Origin of the sequence: Zoogloea dura, from assembly GCF_012927165.1 — a bacterium.
In the GTDB taxonomy this organism is placed as follows: Bacteria; Pseudomonadota; Gammaproteobacteria; order Burkholderiales; family Rhodocyclaceae; genus Zoogloea; species Zoogloea dura.
The window spans coordinates 51,132-71,248 of sequence record NZ_JABBGA010000025.1; the positions used below are offsets into that span (position 1 = coordinate 51,132).

Annotated in this window: 14 protein-coding genes and 1 pseudogene; 3 read left to right on the top strand and 12 right to left on the bottom strand. The window is 69.0% G+C overall.

Going from position 1 to position 20,117, the window contains the following annotated elements:
• Positions 1 to 495: 495 nt before the first annotated feature.
• The 4 genes from HHL15_RS21565 to HHL15_RS21580 all read right to left on the bottom strand — a co-directional run bounded on the left by HHL15_RS21565 (position 496) and on the right by HHL15_RS21580 (position 4,805).
• On the bottom strand, positions 496 to 1,131 hold the full coding sequence (locus HHL15_RS21565) for a CoA transferase subunit B (protein WP_169147879.1): 636 nt from the start codon (positions 1,129 to 1,131) through the stop codon (positions 496 to 498).
• Positions 1,132 to 1,134: 3 nt separating this feature from the next.
• A complete protein-coding gene (locus HHL15_RS21570) occupies positions 1,135 to 1,857 on the bottom strand; it encodes a CoA transferase subunit A (RefSeq protein WP_456243186.1) in 723 nt (240 codons plus the stop codon).
• A 255-nt stretch (positions 1,858 to 2,112) separates the two neighbouring features.
• A complete protein-coding gene (locus tag HHL15_RS21575) occupies positions 2,113 to 3,642 on the bottom strand; it encodes a class I adenylate-forming enzyme family protein (protein WP_169147880.1) in 1,530 nt (509 codons plus the stop codon).
• On the bottom strand, positions 3,639 to 4,805 hold the full coding sequence (locus tag HHL15_RS21580) for an acetyl-CoA acetyltransferase (protein WP_169147881.1): 1,167 nt from the start codon (positions 4,803 to 4,805) through the stop codon (positions 3,639 to 3,641). The genes HHL15_RS21575 and HHL15_RS21580 overlap by 4 nt, the downstream gene beginning before the upstream one ends.
• A 349-nt stretch (positions 4,806 to 5,154) precedes the next feature.
• Between HHL15_RS21580 and HHL15_RS21585 the strand changes: the two genes are divergently transcribed.
• Positions 5,155 to 6,429 carry a CobW family GTP-binding protein gene (locus HHL15_RS21585; RefSeq protein ID WP_169147882.1) on the top strand — a complete coding sequence of 425 codons (1,275 nt, stop codon included), beginning with the start codon at positions 5,155 to 5,157 and terminating at the stop codon, positions 6,427 to 6,429.
• Positions 6,430 to 6,451: 22 nt separating this feature from the next.
• Positions 6,452 to 7,768, top strand: coding sequence for a methyl-accepting chemotaxis protein (locus HHL15_RS26940; protein ID WP_206198908.1), 1,317 nt, complete (start codon positions 6,452 to 6,454; stop codon positions 7,766 to 7,768).
• A 212-nt stretch (positions 7,769 to 7,980) separates the two neighbouring features.
• On the opposite strand, the gene HHL15_RS21595 is transcribed toward HHL15_RS26940, so the two are convergent.
• The 7 genes from HHL15_RS21595 to HHL15_RS21625 form a co-directional block, all read right to left on the bottom strand.
• Positions 7,981 to 10,269, bottom strand: a complete 2,289-nt coding sequence (locus HHL15_RS21595) for a N,N-dimethylformamidase beta subunit family domain-containing protein (protein WP_169147883.1) — start codon at positions 10,267 to 10,269, stop codon at positions 7,981 to 7,983.
• Between the two features lie 2 nt (positions 10,270 to 10,271).
• The gene (locus HHL15_RS21600) at positions 10,272 to 10,625 is read right to left on the bottom strand and encodes a hypothetical protein (protein ID WP_169147884.1); all 354 of its coding nucleotides are present in this window, start codon (positions 10,623 to 10,625) and stop codon (positions 10,272 to 10,274) included.
• A 1-nt stretch (position 10,626) separates the two neighbouring features.
• Complete coding sequence (locus tag HHL15_RS21605) at positions 10,627 to 12,066, bottom strand: amidase (RefSeq protein ID WP_169147885.1); 1,440 nt, start codon at positions 12,064 to 12,066, stop codon at positions 10,627 to 10,629.
• Positions 12,067 to 12,133: 67 nt separating this feature from the next.
• Positions 12,134 to 13,393 (bottom strand): DUF1329 domain-containing protein, encoded by a 1,260-nt coding sequence (locus tag HHL15_RS21610; RefSeq protein ID WP_169147886.1) that lies wholly within the window; start codon positions 13,391 to 13,393, stop codon positions 12,134 to 12,136.
• Between the two features lie 22 nt (positions 13,394 to 13,415).
• A complete protein-coding gene (locus HHL15_RS21615) occupies positions 13,416 to 15,014 on the bottom strand; it encodes a DUF1302 family protein (RefSeq protein WP_169147887.1) in 1,599 nt (532 codons plus the stop codon).
• Positions 15,015 to 15,023: 9 nt separating this feature from the next.
• Entirely contained in the window at positions 15,024 to 17,384 is a 2,361-nt protein-coding gene (locus HHL15_RS21620) for an efflux RND transporter permease subunit (protein WP_169147888.1), read from the bottom strand.
• A 9-nt stretch (positions 17,385 to 17,393) separates the two neighbouring features.
• Positions 17,394 to 18,419 (bottom strand): WD40/YVTN/BNR-like repeat-containing protein, encoded by a 1,026-nt coding sequence (locus HHL15_RS21625; protein WP_169147889.1) that lies wholly within the window; start codon positions 18,417 to 18,419, stop codon positions 17,394 to 17,396.
• 493 nt (positions 18,420 to 18,912) lie between these two features.
• Between HHL15_RS21625 and HHL15_RS21630 the strand changes: the two genes are divergently transcribed.
• Entirely contained in the window at positions 18,913 to 19,869 is a 957-nt protein-coding gene (locus HHL15_RS21630; protein WP_169147890.1) for a hypothetical protein, read from the top strand.
• On the opposite strand, the pseudogene HHL15_RS21635 reads toward HHL15_RS21630, so the two are convergent.
• Positions 19,851 to 20,117, bottom strand: a pseudogene (locus HHL15_RS21635) (IS3-like element ISAzo10 family transposase); the annotation flags it as partial. The gene HHL15_RS21630 and the pseudogene HHL15_RS21635 overlap by 19 nt on opposite strands.

Sequence of the window (20,117 nt, forward strand, 5' to 3'; positions counted from 1 at the left end):
CGGCTCAAAGGCCGTTTACCCCCGGGGCTTCATTCCTTGCGCCGCCATTCCGGCGACGCGGGCAATCCCGTGTCTCGGCGGGATTACCCTTGCCACGGCCGGGTGCCAGACAAGGGCACCGCGCACCGGTCGGCCTGCCCCGGGATGCAGGGCAGGCACGCAACATCTTCATTTTGGACCATCCCTCCCGGGAACGCGCGACGTAAATGGAACTGCAAAGCCGGCAGGGTGATTTAGCACTCTTTGTGCCAGTGCGCTGCCACACATGCTCATGCGCCCTGGCACGGGCGATCCGGTGACAGGGCGCGGGGAGAAACAAGCGAAAAAGGCGGGTTCCGTTCGATTTCCGGACGCAGCGACCGTCCGGAAATCGAACGACAGGAATAAAAAAAACGGGGGCTTCCAGAAACAGAGGTTTCCGAGGAGAGAGAGGGATTCCTCACTGGATGATGCCCTGCCCCCAAAAAGCCGGTGCCCGAAGGAGGGGCTCACCGGTTATTGCAGCGCCACGAGAAACTCCGCTTCAGTGTTGTTGCGCACCTCGTCGAGGGTGACGTCCGGCGCCAGGTCCACCAGGGCCAGCCCTTCCGGACGCAGCTCGAAGACACACAGGTCGGTCACGATCATGTTCACCACGCCGGCGCCGGTGAGGGGCAGGGAGCACTCGCGGACGATCTTCGCCTCGCCCTTGGCGGTGTGCTCCATGATCACCACGACGCGGCCGACGCCGGCCACTAGGTCCATCGCGCCACCAATGCCCTTGACCATCTTGCCGGGCACCGCCCAGTTGGCCAGATCGCCCTTTTCCGACACCTGCAGCGCCCCCAGCATGGACAGCTGGATGTGGCCGCCGCGGATCATGCCGAAGGAGGCGGCGCTGTCGAAGAAGCTGGTGGTCGGCAGGGTGGTGATGGTCTGCTTGCCGGCATTGATGAGGTCGGCGTCCTCCTCGCCCTCCCACGGGAAGGGGCCCATGCCGAGCATGCCGTTCTCGCTCTGCAACTGGATCGACATGCCCGGCGGCACATGGTTGGCGACCAGGGTCGGAATGCCGATCCCGAGGTTCACGTAATAGCCGTCGCGCAGCTCGCGGGCGGCGCGGGCCGCCATCTGGTCACGGGTCCAGGCCATCTCTCATTCCTCCACGGTGGCGGCGCGACGACGGACGGTGCGCTGCTCGATGCGTTTATCGACGACATCCAGGCGGACGATGCGGTCCACGAAGATGCCCGGGGTGATGATGTGGTCCGGATCGATCTGCCCCGGCTCGAGCAAGTGCTCGACTTCGGCGACGGTCAGGTCGGCAGCGGAGGCCATCATCGGATTGAAGTTGCGGGCGGTCATGCGATAGACCAGGTTGCCCTCGCTGTCGCCCTGCCAGGCATGGACCAGGGCCAGGTCGGCACGCAGGCCGCGCTCCATCAGGTAGGTCTTGCCGTCGAACTCGGCCAGCGGCTTGCCTTCGGCGATCACGGTGCCCACCCCGGTGCGCGTGTAGAAGGCCGGAATGCCGGCGCCCCCGGCGCGGATGCGTTCGGCCAGGGTCCCCTGGGGGTTGAACTCCACCTCCACCTCACCGGCCAGGAACTGGCGGGCAAATTGGGCGTTCTCGCCGGCATAGGAGCAGATCAGCTTGCGCACCTGACGGGTCGCGAACAGCTTGCCCAGGCCCAGGCCCTCCGCCCCCGGATTGTTGGAGATGAGGGTCAGCCCCTTCACGCCGGATTCGAGCACCACGTCGATCAGCGCCGAAGGAATGCCGCAGACCCCGAAACCACCCGACATGATGGTCATGTCGTCACGCAATACGCCGGCCAGCGCCGCGGCCGCCGTCGAATGGATCTTTCTCACAGACACCTTGCGTCCTCTCTATTCCAGAAATAGCCCCATGTGGCGGGAATACCGTGATCCCGCCTGCGGGCAAACGGCCATTCCACGGCAGGCTATTCAGCAAGAGGGGTGCCAGCAAAAACAAGACGCTGATTTAAAAGGAATACATTCCCAAAAGAGTGTATTGCTGACGGAATACCGTCCGGATGACGGCCATAGGCTGGCCCCCGTCGTCCGGAATCCGGGCGGCGCAACCCGGACTCCCGAACAAGGGCCGGCAGCCTATTCCCGCAACAGCGCCCGCAATTCCGTCTTGAGGACCTTGCCGTAATTGTTCTTCGGCAGGGCGGCCACGAAACGGTATTCCTTGGGACGCTTGAAGCGGGCGATATGGGCCAGACAATGCTGGTCCAGCGCCTCGGCACCCAGAGCTCCGTGACCGTCCTCGAGCACCACGAAGGCCACCACGGACTCCCCCCATTCCGCGTCGCGACGCCCGATCACCGACACCTCGCGCACCGCCGGGTGGGCGATCAGCGCCTCCTCCACCTCCCGCGGGTAGATGTTGGAGCCACCGGAGATGATGACGTCCTTGGAGCGGTCGCGCAGGGTCACGAAACCATGGGAATCCATCGAGCCCAGGTCGCCGGTCCACAGCCAGCCATCGCGCAGGGCGCTGGCCGTGGCCGCCGGATTGCGCCAGTAGCCGGCCATCACCGTGTCGCCGCGCACCACCACCTCGCCCACCTCGTCGTTGGCCAGGGGCTGGCCTTCGGGGTCGACGATGCGCACCTCCACCAGGGCCTGGGCCACCCCCACCGACCCGACCCATGCCGCCCAGGCCGCCTCGCTGCGGTCGGCCAGCACGCTGCGGGACAGGGCCGTGATGGTCATCGGCGATTCGCCCTGGCCGTAGATCTGCACGAAGCGCGGCCCCATGCTGTCGAGGGCGGCACGGATGTCGTCGGCGTACATCGGGCCGCCGCCGTAGATGATGGTCTGGAAGCCGGAGGGATCGGCCTTCTCCGCCCTCACCCGGTCCACCAGCCGGCGCACCATGGTGGGCGCCGCAAACAGGCACAGACGCCCGACCCGGCGGGACAGGTGGAGCAGCTCCTCGGGCTCGAAACCGCCCGACGCGGGGATCACGTGGCGACAGCCCCGCAGCACGTAGGGGAAGCTGTACAGGCCGGCGCCGTGGGACATGGGTGCCGCGTAGACCACCGCGTCGTCCGCGTGCACCGGATCCACATCCATGAAGAAGCAGGCCGTCATGGCCTGCAGGTTGCGATGGCTGAGCATCACGCCCTTGGGCTGGCCGGTGGTGCCCGAGGTGTAGAACAGCCAAGCCAGGTCGTCCGGGGCGCGGTCCTGCACCGGGATCGCCAGGGCCGACACGGCGCGCAGGTAATGGCCGTCGCCGGGCACCAGCAGGGGCACGGGCGCCGCGCCTTCGGTGAGGGCCGGGGCCAGCCCGCCGGCGAGTTCCGCCGACACGCAGACCAGCCGGGCCTCGGCGTTGCCGATGATCCAGGCCGCCTCGCGGGGGTGCAGCTTGGCGTTGATGGGCACCACCACCAACCCCGCCCACAGCACGCCATACAGGCACTCCATGTACTCCGGCGTATTGCCCATGAAGATCGCCACCCGCGCCCCGGGCTCGAGGCCCAGGTTGTGGCGCAGGTAGCCGGCCAGCCGCGCGGACCGGGCGGCCAGGGCCGCGTAGGTGTGCATGCAGCGCTCGCCGACCAGCAGCGCCGGACGCTCCGGGAAGCTGCGGGCGGAACGGGCGAGGATGTGGGCCAGATTCATTTCGCTCTCTCCAGGATGCTCACGTAGTTGGCCACGGCAGCGCCCCCCATGTTGAAGACGCCGCCGAGGCGGGGGCTGTCCACCTGCATGTCGCCGGCCTCCCCGGCCAGTTGCATCGCCGCCAGCACGTGCATCGACACCCCGGTGGCACCGATGGGATGGCCCTTGGCCTTGAGGCCGCCGGACAGATTGACCGGCAGGGCTCCGCCAGGCAGCACCGTGCCGTCGGCCAGGCGGTCGGCGCCCCGCCCCGGCCGGGCCAGGCCCATCGCCTCGTAGGTCAGCAGCTCGGCAATGGTGAAGCAATCATGCACTTCGGCAAAGGACAGGTCGGTGACGCGGCAGCCGGCATCGGTCAGGGCCGTCCCCCAGGCCCGCCGCGGCCCCTCGAAGCTCAGCACGTCGCGCCGGGAGATCGGCAGAAAGTCATTCACCTGGGCCCGCGCCCGGAAACGGATGGCCCGCACCGCCCGGGCCAGCAGGGACTCGTCGGCCAGCACCAGGGCAGCCGCCCCGTCGGAGACCAGGGAGCAGTCGGTCTTGCGCAGGGGCCCGGCGATGCGCGGATTGCGCTCGGAGACCGTATTGCAGAACTCAAAGCCCAGGTCGCGGCGCATCTGGGCCCAGGGGTTGCGGGTGCCGTTGGCGTGGTTCTTGGCGGCGATCCGGGCCAGGGTGGAGGCGTGATCGCCGTAGGCATCGAAGTAGGCCTGGGCCAGATCGCCGAACAGGCCCGGGAAGCTCATGCCGCAGGCGGCTTCTTCCTTCACATAGGACGCCGACCCCAGGATACGGGTCACCTCGGGCCCGGAGACTCCGGTCATCTTCTCGGCCCCCACCACCAGGGCCAGACCGGCACGGCCCGACTCGATGGCGTCGCAGGCCGCGAACACCGCCGCCGCCCCCGAGGCGCAGGCGTTCTCGACCCGGGTGGCCGGGCACCAGCGCAGCCGCTGATCGGCCTGCAGGACCAGTGAAGAACAGAAGATCTCCGGCACGAAGCCACCGTTGAGCTGACCCAGCCAGATCCCGTCCACCTCGGCCCCGTCCACCTGCGCATGGGCCAGGGCGTCGCGGCTCACCTGCACGATCAGGTCTTCCAGCGACAGGCCGTCCAGCCGTCCGAAGGGCGAATGAGCCCAGCCGATGGTGCATACCCCCATGTTGTCTCCTTCTCTTTGCTTGTCGGGTGATGGCCCGCGGCAGCGGGCCCCGCAGGGGACATGGCAAGGGGCATGCCATCAGGCCCGCGGGACGACGACACCGTCAAGCTCCTGAATAGGTGTCGGCCCGACCGGTGGAGCGCGTGCCGCAGATCGGTTTCCGGACACCCGCTCACCCGCCATCGACCGCTTCCCGGACAGGCATGCCGCCACCTCCGACCGCCCATCCCGGCAGACACGCGGCCCGCCGGCCGGCCCACCGCCGTGGCACGACCCTTGCCAGCATCCAGGCCTGCCGGCGGCACGCGGTGCTGCACGCACGGCCCGACAAGAACGACAGGAGACACCCATGAACACACCGCTCCCCGTGGACCGCATTCCGGTCAGCGTACTCACCGGCTTTCTAGGCGCCGGCAAGACCACCCTCCTCAACGCCCTGATGGGCGACCCGGCCATGGCCGGCACCGCCCTGCTGATCAACGAGTTCGGCGCGGTGGGCGTCGACCACCACCTGGTCGAGAAGATCGACGAGAGCACCCTGCTGCTCGATTCGGGCTGCATTTGCTGCAGCGTGCAGGGCGACCTGGTCAAGGCCCTCAAGACCCTGCACCAGCGCAACGCCCGCCGGGAGATCCCGCCGCTGCGCAGGGTCGTCATCGAGACCACCGGCCTGGCCGACCCGGTGCCGGTGGTCTACACGCTGATGGAGGAACGCTTCGTCTCCGCCCGCTACGTCTGCGACGGCGTGCTGACGGCGGTGGACTGCACCCACGCAGAAGCCCAGCTCGACGGCCACCGGGAGGCGGTACGCCAGGTGGCCCTGGCCGACCGCCTGCTGCTGACCAAGACCGACCTCGCCGACTCCGCCGCGCTGGCCCGCCTGGAGGCGCGCCTGCAGGCCCTCAACCCCGGCGCGCCGCGCATCCCGGTGCGCCATGGCCGGATCGCCCCGGCCCAACTGTTCGGCAGCGGCCTGTACGCGGATGGCCAGCGCACGGCCGGCAAGCTCCCCGACGTGGCCGCCTGGCTCGGCGAGGAGAAGGCCCGCCACGCCCCCGCCGAACCCTTCACCAGTCCGGGTGCCGGCACCTCGCCCTGGCGCCCCGTCGGCGCAGCGGCGCCCCGCGCCCTCGCCGCCGGGCGCCACGAGGACGGCGTATCGAGCTTCGTGGTGGAGTTCGACGCCCCCGTGCCCTGGTTCGGCTTCGCCCTCGCCCTCGGGCGCATCCTGCAGGCCCACGGCCCGCAACTGCTGCGCGTGAAGGGCCTGCTGGCGGTGGCCGGCGAGGCGCTGCCGCGGGTCATCCAGTGTGTCCAGGAAGTGGCCTACCCGAGCCTGACCCTGCCGGCCTGGCCGGCCGACGGCAGCTTCGCCGATCACCGCGGGCGGCTGGTCTTCATCGTCCGCGACCTGCCCGAGGCAGCGGCGGCGGCGATCCGCGCCAGCCTCGCGGCCCTGCCCGGCGACCCGGCGGCGATCCGGGCCAGCGCCTCCAGCCCGGGCCTGCCCACCCGCTGCTGGTTCAACGAGCGGATCGCCGTCACCGGCACCGGCCTGCCACAGCTCGACGGCTGGGTCATCCAGTCTCCCCGCTTCAGCCGCCGCAACGGCGCAGCCGCCTGATCCCCCCCGAGGAGCCCCCACCGTGTTTGCCAACCGAAAGTGGCTTGCCCACCTGCGCCACTACGCCGACGCCATCGAAGCCGGCACCCCCTTCCCCGCCCCCTTCCGCGGCACCCGTGCCTTCCGGGAGCTCGACACCCGCCTGCATGCGGCGCAGGAGGCCGGCCTGCAACGCAGCACCGCCATCGCCCGCCGGAGCGAGGCCCTCGAACAGCAGCTGGCCGGCCAGGCCGCCGAGCTGGCAGCCGCCCGCGCCGAACTCGAGCGCCTGGCCGAACGCTTCGACCTGATCAGCCGGGCCAGCGGCGAAGGCCTGTGGGACATCAGCCTGGTGGGCGGCGACCCGGCCCATCCGGCCAGCGTGGTCTGGTGGTCGCGCCAGCTGCGTCAGCTGCTGGGCTTCCACGACACCGGCGACTTCCCCGACCGGCTGGACAGCTGGAGCGGGCGCCTGCATCCGGACGACGCGCCACAGGTCGCCGCCGCCTTCACCGCCCACCTGTCCGATCGCAGCGGCCGCACGCCCTATGACATCGAATACCGGATGGCCCGCAAGGACGGCAGCTACCGCTGGTTCCGCGCCATCGGCACCACTCTGCGCGACGGCCAGGGCACACCGCTGCGGGTGGCCGGCTCGCTGGTGGACATCCATGAACAACGCGAACAGGCCGCCCTGCTGACCCGCAGCGTGGACCGCTTCGAACTGGTGCGGGAGCTGCTCTCCGATGGCCTGTGGGACATCGAGATCCTCAACGGGCGGGCCCTCGACCCCGCCAACCCGGTGTGGTGGTCGCAACAGTTCCGCCGCCTGCTTGGCTTCACCGACGAGAGCGACTTCCCGAACACCCTCGATGCCTGGGCCTCGCGCCTGCACCCGGACGACCGGGACGCCACCTTCAGCGCCTTCATCGCCCACCTGGAAGACCGCCGCGGCCTCACCCCCTACGACCAGCGCTTCCGGCTGGCCCTGAAGAATGGCGACTACCACTGGTTCCGCGCCTCGGCCCAGACCCGCCGCCACCCGGACGGGCGCCCCCTGCGGGCGGTCGGCGCCCTGATCGACATCGACGCCCAGCTGCGCGAAAGCGAGGCGCGCAACACGCGCGACAAACAGCAGGCGCGCCTGGAGGCCACCCTCGCGCGGATCAACGCCCTGGTCGGCACCATCAAGGAGATCGCCGACCAGACCAACCTGCTGGCCCTCAACGCCGCCATCGAGGCCGCCCGCGCCGGCGAAAGCGGCCGCGGCTTCGCCGTGGTGGCCGACGAGGTGCGCAAGCTTGCCGAGCGCACCCGGGACACCACAGCGCGGATCGAGCAGATGGCTGAAGAAGCGTAATGGCCCCCACGCTCCCCGCTGCGCGGCTCGCTGCCCCCCGGGGGGGCGCCTTTCATCTTGGGGCGGCCCGGCGATGAAAGATGCCCCCACGCTCCCCGCTGTGCGGCAATAAAAAAACGGGTCCTCCCCGGCCAGGGAGGACCCGAACACCGCCCCGTGCTCCAGGGAGGAGGGTGAAACCGGGGCGGTGGCCTCACACAGGAAAATGGGTTTCAGGGACGGGCGGCGCGCCCGGGTAGCGGCCCCGGCCGGATGAAGGCATCCAGCACATTGGCGGTGATCCGCGACACCGGGTTGTCGAAGCCCCGGCTGGGCAGGGCGCTGGTCCAGGCGATGGAGCCGGTGGAGAACACCGCGCCGTCGTTCAGCGTGTCGAAGAACACCACGTCGGCCCGGCACTGGTAGTCCTGGGTCGCCCCCTGGCCGGGGAACATGTAGTAGATCTCCTCGGAGACCCGCGGGTAGTTGTCGCTGAGCCCTTGCGAGGTGGCCAGCAGGTAGGCACCCGGCGGGGTGCCCAGGTGGAGGTCGTAGCGGTCCAGCTCGAGGCCGGCGGCGCCGCCCAGGGCCAGGCCGAAGTCGCCGATCAGGGTCTCCGGTACGCCCGCCATGATCCACTCCAGCTCCGGCTTGTCGGCGTCGGGCATGCGGCTGTAGGAACCGGAGGCATCGAAGCCCTCGGTGGCGAAGCCGACCCCGAGCAGCTTCTGCGGCGTGCGCCCGATGTTGCGCCACAGGCCGCTGCGCACCGGCTCGCTCTGGTTGTAGTGCTCGCCAGGCTGGGCCTGCCAGGCGCGGGAGCCGGAATCGAGCTTGCGCACCTCCATGCACCAGGGCTCGTCGTCACGGAAGCTCACCGCCCAGTAGTAGCCGTTGGCGCCGGTGTAGATCAGCCGCCCGCCGCCGCCCAGGTACTGTTCGGTGGCGTCCATCATGCGCCACGAGTAGTACTCCGGATGGCTGCCGGTGATCACCGCCTGGTAGGGCTGCAGGGCGGCCAGGCCGTCCCGGTGCAGGTCGTGGTCGGTGAGCACCTCGTAGTCGTAACCCTTGTGGGTGAGCCAGGCGATCATCGACAGGTCGGCCGGAAACTGCCAGGTGCTGCCCAGGGCCATGCGGTAACGCGGCCGCATGTTGAGGATGGGGCGCCGCCAGGAGCTGAAGCAGACCCCTGCCCCATCGCTGTGGCAGTCGTAGGCCGACAGGCCCAGCTCCGGCCGCTCGACGCGGATCATGTCGTCCTCGCTGAGGATGGGCGTGCGCCCGAAGATGGGCTGCACCACCGGCGAGCTGAAGGACAGCTGCTCGTTGGCATAAGCCAGGTAGGAGGCGGTGGCCATCAGCACGGCGATCGGAGCCCTGGGGGTGGCGGCCCGCACGAAGAAGGGGATGTGCTCCTCCACGCCGCCCTGGCGCAGCTTGAGGGCATAGCAGCCGCTGGGCAGGTCGGCCGGCACTTCGAGGCTGCAGGCAGGCGTCCACCGGCAGTCGATCAGCGCGTCGTCGTGGAAATGCACGCCGCCGTACTGCTCCGGGGCCAGGCGGTAGCTGTCGTCACGGCCGCTCCAGTTGAAGCCGGTCATGGCCCGCACCGGGCGGTTGAAGCCCTCCAGGTCGAGCGCCGCCGGGCCCTGGTCCACCAGGGTATCGCCGATGCCGGCCGGGCCGTAGCCGATGCTCGGGTTCCAGTAGGCGAGCAGCCGGAATTCCCGGCCCGGCAGGCCGTCGGCGTCGCGCCGGATGGCGTCAAAGGCGGCGGCGTCGAGGGCACGACCGACCAGGCCGCAGCGATCGATCTTGCCGTTGTACAGATCCACCACCTGGGCCGGCGTACCCAAACGATGGCTGCCGGCCAGCACGAAGGGAGTGTCGGGCAGGTGCAGGATGGCCTGGGTCAGCACGCCCGCCCGCCGTTCGGCATAGGCATAGGGCAGGATCGGTGCATGCAGGGAGTTGCTGGCATTGATCACCGCCTCCTGGTACAGGCGCGTCTCGCCGCTGGCCGGGTCGTGGCTGAAGCCCACCAGGTACCAGCAGCGGGCGAACAGGGGCACCTCGCCGAGCAGGTGGGCGACGCTGATGCCGTCGCCGAGGGCCAGCTCGAGCCGCCCCTGGGCGTCGATGCCGAAGCGGTAGCCGCTGACCCGCGCCGCATCCCAGCGCCCGAAGAGGGTCTGGGAGCGGCCGCCGGGCGTGGTCGGCCAGATGAAGGCAAAGCCACTGAAGGCCCCGTCGGGCGCCAGCAGCCCGGCCGGATCGGCGACCCGGGCGAAGCTGCCCACCTGGGTGAACTGGCGCGCCACCGCCAGCGCCCCGTCCAGCGGGCTGGCGACGGGCGTGTCCAGGTAGCCCGGGCCGTCCGGGTGCTCATCGCCGTGGATCAGGCGGACCAGTTGGGCCTCCACCCGGGTGGTGCCCTCGGCGCTGACCATGAAGTCGACACGTTCGCCGGCACGCACCGAGAGGGGATCGCAATAGCCAAAGATGCGGACGTTTTCCATGATTACCTCGCTGCCGCGTTGAAGTCGGCCAGGCGCTTGAGAAAGACGGCGTGGTAGACCGCGTCCATGCTGTCGTAGAGGGTGTCGTCGGCGGGCTGCGGGCGCCGGCCGCGCTGCCCGGTCAGGCGGACGATGCGATAGGGGCCGAAGGGCCCGGCGGTGGCGATGCCGTACTTGCCGGGCACCGGCCCGCGCCGGAAGTAGTTGAGGACCCGCGCCAGGGCATCGCTGTGGGCGCCCAGCGGCGCCAGGCGATGCTCTTCGATCAGCGCCGGGGTGATGCTGCGGGCGATCTGCCCGGCCAGGCGCTGGTCGAAGCGGGCGTAGCAGAGGAGATCGCGGTTCTCGATGTTCATCTCAGCCTCCGGCGAGTTTCGACGCGTGGATGGCAGGGGTGCGCTGATGCCATGGCATGGCGGTCTCCAGCTCGGCGGCCAGTTGCAGCAGGGTGCCCTCCCCGCCCATCGGCGCCGCAAAGTGCATGCCGACAGGCAGCTCGCCGGCCATGCCGAGGGGCAGCGAGATGGCCGGCAGGCCGGTGAAGTTGAACAGCGCGGTGTAGGGGCAGATGTCGAAGATGCGGTCGTACCAGCCACGGGCATCCAGGCTCGGATCGTTCTGGTTGAGGTAGCCGATGGGCGGCGGCGGCGTGCGCATGGTGGGGGTGAGCAGCAGGTCGTACTTGCCGTAGAAGGCGGCCACCTGGCGGCTGACGCTGTTCATCGCGGCCAGGGCCTGCTCCAGCTGCAGGCCGCTGAGGCGCCGCCCGTAGTCGATGCAGGCGCGGGTGCAGGCCTCGACCTCGTTCTCGTCGTAGTCCCGGCCCAGCGCCGCGGCGGTGCCGAGGGCCGCCGAGGCGAGGAAGGACGACCAGATCATCACGTTGGCCGAATGGAACTGCTCCGCGTCATAGGACGGTGCGTCGATCTCGACCGAATGGCCCAGGTCGGTGAGGGTTCGGATGGTCTGCTGCAGCACGGCCTGGCAGGCCGGATCGGCCTTGTCGCTGCCGGGCAGGCGGTCGGCCACGGCGATCGACAGGCGGTGCCCCGGCCGGCGGATCTGCAGGGCGTAGGCCTCGGCGGGCCGCTCGATGTTGAACATCTCGCCGGGATGCGGCCCTTCCAGGGCGTCGAGCAGGGCTGCCGCGTCGCGCACGCTGCGGGTCACCACGAACTCGTTGGCCTGCCCCATCAAGGGCAGCCCGTAATCGGGCCCGAAGGGCAGGCGCCCGCGGGAGGGCTTGAGCCCGACCAGCCCACAGGCCGATGCCGGGATGCGGATGGAGCCGCCGCCGTCGTTGGCATGGGCCACCGGCACGATGCCGGCCGCCACCGCTGCGCTGGCTCCGCCGCTGGAACCGCCCGAGCTGTGGCCCAGGTGCCAGGGGTTGCGGGTGGGGCCGTGCAGCACGCACTCGGTGCTGGCATTGAAGCCCAGCTCCGGCGTGGTGGTGCGCCCCAGGGTGGCCAGCCCGGCGCGCCGGAAGCGGGCCATCAGCTCGCTGTCATGGGCCGACACGTAGCGGCCGGCCATCAGCCGGGAACCGCCGTCGCAGGCGATCCCCTCGGCATGCAGCACCAGGTCCTTGATCAGGAAGGGCACGCCGGCAAACAGGCCGTCCTGCTCGTAGTGCAAGGCGTGGGGAAAGATCTCGATGATGGCGTTGATGTCCGGGTTGAGGCCGGCAGCAGCACGGCGGGCGCAGTCGTGCAGTTCCTGGGCACTCACTTCGCCGCGGTCGAGCAGGGCCGCCAGGGCGGTGGCGTCGAGGCGGCTGTATTCGTCAATCTTCATGGTGTCTGGCTCTCTTTCGATGAATGGGGGGATGCGGGGCGGGCGGGCCCGCCTTGCGTGCCAAGCCTTACTTGCCGGCCTCGCGCTCGAGGGCTTCGGCGGTGATGGTCTTGTCGTTGATCTTGGGATCGTTCATGACCCAGTCGCTGGCGAACACCGTGGCGTGGCGCCGCTTGACGTCGATGAAGCGGCCCTGCAGCGCGGAGAAGCCCTTGAAGCCGTCCTTGCCGACGACGGGCGCGCGCTCGTAGCTGATGAACTTCCAGAACTCGCCCTTCTTGTCGTAGATCTCCGAGTGGTAGGCCTGGAACAGCTCGGCATCCACGTACACCACGCGCTTGCCATAGGGGTGCTCGGTGGCCGGGGTCACCTCCAGCTCGTACACCTCGCGGGGTTCCCAGGCATTGCGGCTGTTGATGTAGGGCGGCTGCTCCAGGTCGGACTGCAGCAGTTCGGCGGGGGTGCGCTTCTTCGATTCATCGACCGGCTTGCCCGCATGGGCCACCGCCAGCACCCAGCGCTTGCCCTTCAGCTTGACGCTGGGATACCAGTTGGGCGGGGTGTCCCACACATTGAGGTCTTCCTGCAGGATGTCCACGCCGCCGCCCAGGGGGTCCATCCAGCCGCCGCCGGAGACCCGCTTGGTGCGCCGGAACTGGTTGATGTAAACCCACTTGTCATCCACCTTGGAGGCATCCAGGTGGCGCAAGGAGAAGGAGCCGATGCCACGGATGTCCTGGGGATAGGTCAGGAAGACCAAAGTCTTGGCGAGCACCGAACCGTCGCCCAGGGTGCCCGCCTCGGCGCCGACCCGGCCGTTCATGATGACGCGCTTGTAGGCCCAGTTCTGGACCCGCTCGACGCCTTTGTCGAGGTCCACCAGGTACACCGCCACGTAGGGCTCGTCCTGGGCGTAGCCTTCGAGCAGGCCGTAGCGGGCGTTCCAAGCCACCTTGTCGCCGGCGGTAGGGTCGCCGGCCTCGATGACCGGGAAGGGCAGCCCGCCCTTCCAGCCCGACACGGTGCGGGTGGCGGTCTCGAACTTCACCTGGGGCGCGTTGCGCTTGGTGGCCTCCTTCCAGCGGGCATCCACTTCGATCGGCCTGGCGTTGGCCAGCTTCATGGCAAAGCCCTGGTTGCGGACCATCCATTCGACCCGCTCGGTGAGCAGGCTCTTGAGGGGCTTGCCGTCGAGGGTCTCGGTGAGCAGCTTGTCGATGCTGGCCTTGTTGAGCACGGTGCCGGCGGGGATCTCGGCGGCGTGGGCGAAGCTGCCGAGGAGGAGGCCGGCGAGCAGCGCGAGGGGATGGCGGATTGCGGTTTTCATGGGAGTGTCCTTTGGCGGTGAATCAGAACTGGTAGGTGGCACGCAGGTAGAAGCGGTCGTTACGGCCGAGCACGCCGGGCAGGCCGGCGGCGTTGCCGACCGGGATGACACCGACGCCGGCCACGTCCTTCATGGCGACGTCGGACTCCTTGCTCCAGAACAGGTCGGCCTCGGCCCTCAGGCGCCAGTGGGCGCCCAGCTCCTGGTCGAGGGCGATGGCCATGAAGGTGCCGCGGTTGCTGAAGTCGCGGCCGAGGGCCAGGGTGGTGCCGAGCTTGTCGCCGTTGAAGGGCGCACGGACCACCAGGGTGCCGAGGGTGGTGTCGTGCTTGACCCGGTCGGGATAGCCGATCGACTGGACCAGGTCCTCCTCGTCGCGCAGCCCCAGCACGCGGGTGTTGAAGAGCTGGGCCGACACCGACAGGGGGCCGCTGGTGGACAGCAGGTCCATGGTCTGGAAGGTCTTCTCGGCGCGCACCATGGTCATCACGGTGTTCTTGCGCTTGACCCCGCACAGGCCGCTGAAGCTGGTGAAGTCGGCCACGCCCCCCATGGCGCCCAGGCAGTTGGGCGAGGCCGACGGCACCGAGCCCACGTTGAAGGGCTCGCCACGGGTATAAACCAGCTCGCCGGACAGCACCGTGTCGATGGACTGCACATAGCCGTTGGCCCCGGTGCCGAAGACATCCACGGTCGGGAAGATCCAGTTGAGCAGGCCGGTCGGCGAGGTGGGGGTGGGCGCCTTGACGTAGGGGGCGTACACCGAGTTGGCGATCACGTTGCGGGTGTAGGGCGCCTTCACGTAGCTGAGGTGGTAGTTCACCCCGGCGGCCAGCCCCTTCCAGCGCAGGGCGTAGGTCACGTCATCCTTGTTGCCCTCGGGGTGGTGGTAGTCGAAACCATTGCCGTACACCGAGGACGCGCCCTTGTAGCCCGCCGTGCGGCCGCGGCCGCCGTACAGGTCGAAGGTGCTGCCGATGTACTTGCCCTCGTCCCAGCCCGGACGGATCACCAGCTGGAGCGAACCGTCGGCCTCGGGCACCGACAGGGTGGTGTTGAGCAGGATCAGCGGCTTGCGGGTCTCGTCCGGCTCCTCCAGCAGGGGTGCCCAGGTGTTGTCGTAGCCGTGGATCACGTCGAGGGCCTGGAAGATGTCGGTCTCGCCCCACACCACCTGCTGGCGGCCGAACTTGACGTTGAGATTCTCGGTGGGCTGGAACTGCACCCAGGCCTCGCGGATCTGCGCCGAGTTGTAGATGTCGGTGACATTGAAGCCGGGATTGGCGAAGGCGCCGCGGCTGCGCTCCAGGTCCTGCAGGTCGGAGAGGTAGTCGGTGCGGGCCTCGCGCACGGCGCGGCCGGCGATCTTCCACTGCAACCGCGGGCCCTTCGAGTCGGCCTCGATGTAGGCCTGGCCGCGCAGCATGCTGAGCCGGCCACGGTCGTTGCCGCTCAGCTCCTGCGGGTCGTCCAGGTTCCAGCCGGCATAGCCGCGCAGGTAACCGCCGACGCGGATCTCGCCTTCTTCATCGGCCTGGGCGGCACTGCACAGGACGCAGGACAGGGACAGGCCGGCCACCGCACCGGCCACTTGGCGGGTGAGCAATCGCTTTTTCATCATGGGGGTTTCCTAGGGTTGGATTGACTGCAGGGGACGGGCGACGGAGGCGGCGCGGGCCGTCCCCATGACGAAGCCCGGTTTGAAGACCACCACCATCGCGGGCATCAGCACGAGGGCGCTGAAGGCCGAAATGCCAAGCCAGATGGCCATCAGCAATGCCATCTCCGACTGGAAGCGCAGGGACGAGAAGCCCCACATGGCGACCGCCAGGATCAGGGTGCCGGCGGTGACCGTGACGCCCTTGCCGGCGCCGGCCAGGGCCAGGGCGATGGCCTCCTCGAGGGACTTGCCGTGGCGCAGCTCCTCGCGGATGTCGTCGATGATGTAGAAGGCGTAATCGACGCCCAGGCCGATGCCCAGGGCCGCCACCGGCAGGGTGTTGATGTTCATGCCGATGCCCTTCCAGGCCATGAAGCTGAAGGTCAGGGTGTTGGCCAGGATCACCGGCACCATGAAGAACATGCCGGCGTTGGGGGAGCGGTAGGTCACCGCACAGCACAGCACCAGGACCAGCAGGGCCAGGGCGATGCTCTCGATCTGGCTGGCCAGGATCACCTCGTTGACCGCCGCGGTGACCCCGGCGAAACCGCCCGCCAGCAGCAACTGCATGCCCGGCAGCGGGTTGGCCGCGGCAAACTCCTTGATGCGCGCCACGGCGGTGCGGATGGTGTCGCCCTGGTGGTCACGGAAGAACAGGGTGACGGCGCCGGTCTTGAAGTCCCGGTCGGCCAGGCGCTCCAGGTCGGAGGGGTCGGCGCCGCCACTGCTGAACAGGTAGAGCAGCTCGCCGTTCTCGTTCTGGTTGCGGCCGAATTCCTCGTAGTGGTGGTTGCCGTCGCGCATCACCCGCTTGATCACCGGGATCAGGTCGGCCAGGGACAGGCTGGCACCGATCTCGGGCTGGGCCTCCATGTAGCGCTGGAAGCGGTTCATGGTCTCCAGGGCCTCGGGCCGCTTGATGTCGTCGGCCTGCTCGCCGGCCAGCACCACGAACATCCGGTCGGTGCCGGGGAAGCGCCGGTTGATCTCGGTGGCATCCCGGTTGTAGGCGGAATCCTGGTGCAGGATGGGCGAGCCCGGATTGGCGTCGCCGATGCGGATGTCGAAGGCGAACCAGCCGGACACCACGAAGACCACCCCGGCCACCGCGACCACGCTGTAGGCATTGCGCCCGACCACCCGGCGGGCCAGCCCGGCCATCGCCCTGTCGAGCCCCGGCATCAGGTTGATGGGGTGGGCATGGCGCACCGGCAGGCGCACCCACGACAGCAGCACCGGGGTCATCACCACCGCGCTGAGGGCGATGGTGGACACCCACACGGTGCCGATCACCGCCACCTTCTGCATCAGCGGAATGGGTACCAGGATCACGATGATCATGCAGCCCGCGTCGGCGATCACCCCCAGCATGCCCGGCTTGAACAGGCCGAACATGGCCTTGCGCGCGGCCTCCCGGGCGGTGGCCGCGCCGGCCTTCAGCTCGTCGTCGAAGCGGGTGACCAGCTGCACCGAGTGGGAGATGGAGCGGGCCGTGATCAGGAAGGCCACCACGATCACCAGCGGATCGAACTGGATGCCGGCCAGCGCCGCCACGCCCAGCGCCCAGCAGCCGCTGGTGAAGCCGGCCAGGCCGGGCAGCAGGGTGCCGCGCCAGGTGCGGGAAAAGAGGAACAGCAAGGCCCCCAGCACGGCCAGGGTGGCGGCCAGGATGGTCAGGGTCTCGGGCAGGAAATAGGCCACCCAGCCCGCCAGGATGGGCTCGCCGACCATGCGCACGCGCACCCCGGGCCCGGCCACCGCGTCGGCAATGGCGCGGATCTGGCGGAAGGCCTCTTCCGGCTTGAGCAGGTGGTCATAGAAATCGACGGTGACCAGCGCCGCGCCCAGGTCGCGCGACACGTAGCTGCCCAGCACCAGCCCGTTGCGCTGCACGCGGGCCTTCAGCTCGGCCAGGCCTGCGGCGTCGGACGGCACCTCGGGGAACATCAGCGGCCGGCTCTCCAGCCCGTCGGAGCTGGAGCGCACATCGACGATCTTGCGCGAGGCCAGGGAGATGATCTGCTCCGGATTGACCCCGTCCACCTTGCGCAGCTCGAGGGTCACGGTGCGCAGGCGCTCCAGGAAGTCGGTGCGGAAGATGTCGCCCTGCTCCGCCTCCAGCACGATGGTGACGGCGTTGGAGCTGCCATAGGTGGCCTTGAAACGGTTGTGCACCTCCACGTAGGCATGGTGCCGGGGCAGCAGGTCCTCGAAGTCGGTCCCCACGTGGATACGGCTGGCCGCCCCCAGCATCAGCAGGGTGAGCAGGCCGATGACGGTGACCACCAGGGCCCGTCGCCCAATACAGAAATCAACGAATCTTGCGAGCATGGCGACCTCTCAGCGGGGCGCGGCGGAAGCCGGGCCGGACGTGCCGGCGGCTTCGCTGGCGAGGGAAATGAAACGGTCCCCATGGACCACGCCCAGCGTCGCGCCGGCGAGCAGGAGACCTTCCGCCCCAGGCACCACGCGGGAGAACCACAGGAAATTGCGGGCCTCACCGAGGGCCGCATCGAGGGCCTTCCAGGCCCGGCCATCGACGGACTCGAGGAGCAGGCCCCGGTCGCCACAGGCCACGAAACGGCGGCCATCCCAGCTCACGTCATACAGATGCTCCTCGCCGCCCTGGCCGACCGCTTGCCACGAGCGGCCGCCGTCCTCGCTGAGCAGCACGGTGCCGTTGAGGCCCACCGCCACGCCGCGCCGCTCGTCGGCGAAGGCGACGGCGGTGAGGTGGGCCTCGGTCGGCGTGGTGATCGCCCGCCAGCTGCGCCCGAGGTCGTCGGACTGCATCAGGCGGCCGAACTCGCCGGCCACGGTGATGCGCGAACCGCGCACCGCCAGGCCATACCAGGCCACATCCTGCTCGGGGGTCAGGCGCTCCCAGTGGCGGCCGTAGGCGCTGCCGAGCAGCACCGTGTTGAACTCGCCGACCGCTACCGCCTGGCCCTCCGGCAGGGCCTGCACCCGCATCAGCTTGTTGGCGGTGGCCGACACCGGCGCGGCCACCTTGACCCAGGTCTGGCCACCGTCGCCGGTGCTCAGCACGGTGCCCTCGTTGCCCACCGCCAGGGCATGCCGGGCATCCCAGGCATCCACTGCCTGCAGGTGGGCGCGGGTGCCGCTGGCCTGGACTTGCCAGCGGCCACGACCATCGCCCAGCACCACCTTGCCGTCGTTACCCACCGCCCAGAACTGCCCGGCGGCCGCCTGGACCATGGCGTAGAAATGATCGCGGGGGGCGATCACCGGCGGCTCGAGGGCGGTGCCGCCCCCTGCCGGCTTGATGTAAAGCGCCGCGTACAGCAGGCCGCCGATGATGCAAAGCGGTGCCAGCGACGTGATGAAGCTGCTCCTTGAACTCATGGTTCCGTCTCTCCTGATGGGGCCGGTCTCTCTCGGGAGGCCGACCGGGTGACGGAACCTTAAGAGCCGGTGGCAAGCGCCGGCAGTCGTTCAAATTGACGCGGCACGCGCAGCGATGCTGCACCACGGCAGTGCGACCCCCCTGTCCGACTTAATGTCATCGGGATCGAGCGGCACCATGACCAGCGGATGCCCACCGACCGGGAGCCACCCTGCCGCGCGGGCTGCGGCCCCTGCAAGTGCAAGTCGGCCTTAATCAATCTGCAACATCTCCTGCCACCGAAACCCCTTTCTGGTGCATGCCCAGCGCTGGGGCATTGACGCGCAGCAACGAGGAATCCAGCCCCGAAAACCGGGTCGCATCGTTCATTTGAACGACCTCCCGATCTCCGCATTGCGAACAGACCGGTTCTGCAGTACCTTGAATAAAAAAGGAAAAGCGCCACCGGCCGGGAGCCGTCCAGCGCAAGGAGTGCCAACAGCGGAGGTCAATATGGAAGCGACGCAGGACTGGGGCGAGCGCCTCGAGGTGGAAATTGCCCGGGCCTTTTCGGACAAGGAACTGGAACGGGATGCGCCACAGCCCTGTCCGGCCGAGGCAACAGGCAGTGTCGCCGCCTCGCTGGGGCGTCTGCTGCTCGAGCTCTACCCGCTGGCCCTGACGGCCAACATCGGCGAGTTCGAGACCCAGCTGTTCAGCCTGCTGCGCGAGCACCTGGACTTCGACAGCGCCTGGCTGGGCCGCTCGACCCTGGTGGACGGCACCCCGCTGATGCACAGCAATGCCCTGTACCGGCTGGGCCGGGATTTCCTGTCCGAGTGGGAGGAGATCAAGTTCAAGGACCCGCTGGTGCCGCTGGTCAAATCCGCCCCCGGGCAGCCCGTGCACATGCTGATCACCGACGAGCGCATGTGCCCGGAGTTCCGCCGCTTCACCGAGAGGCACGACATGGCCCAGCTGCTCTGCGTGATCTCGGTGGATCCGGCCCTCAACCTGTGGACCCACCTTTCGCTGTACCGCAACAGCCTGGTGCCACGCTTCTCGGCCCGCGACAGTGAGCTGGGACAACTCGTCATGCCCCACATCGCCTCGGTGCTCAACATCAACCGCGTCCAGTACCTCGAACGGGTGCGCCACCGCACCGGCCCCCAGCGTATCTCGGCGGCAATCTGCGACTCCGCCGGCGTCATGCTCTACGCCGATGCCGCCTTCGCCGACCTGGTGCTGCTGGAATGGCCCGAATGGCGCGGCGGCCGCCTGCCCGCCCCGCTGCTGCCCGCCCTGCTGGCCAGCGAGCGGGGTGCATTTGTCGGCGGCCACCTGAGCCTGCAGGCGGAAAAGCTCGGCGACATGCACCTGGTGCAGGTGCGCCCCCGCGCCGCCATCGACGTGCTGACCCCCGGCGCGCGTCAAGGTAGTTGTCGCCTCGGTCATGCAGCCAACTGTTGAGTATTCACGTCAGGCAAATGCGTCTTTATGACGGACTCACGTTCCGGGTTGAGCGTGACTGCGCCAATGGGCGACCAGTTGCGCGTATTGCCGGACCAACGCGCCGGGTTGAGTTCGCGAGCCTCGGTGTAAAGAGCATGCCTGGCAGCCAGAATCGCCTGATCCTCACCGGCATGGCGCTGGGCCGGACTGACGTAGCGGATACCGCTGTGACGATGATCGACGTTGTACCACTGGACGAAGCCGGC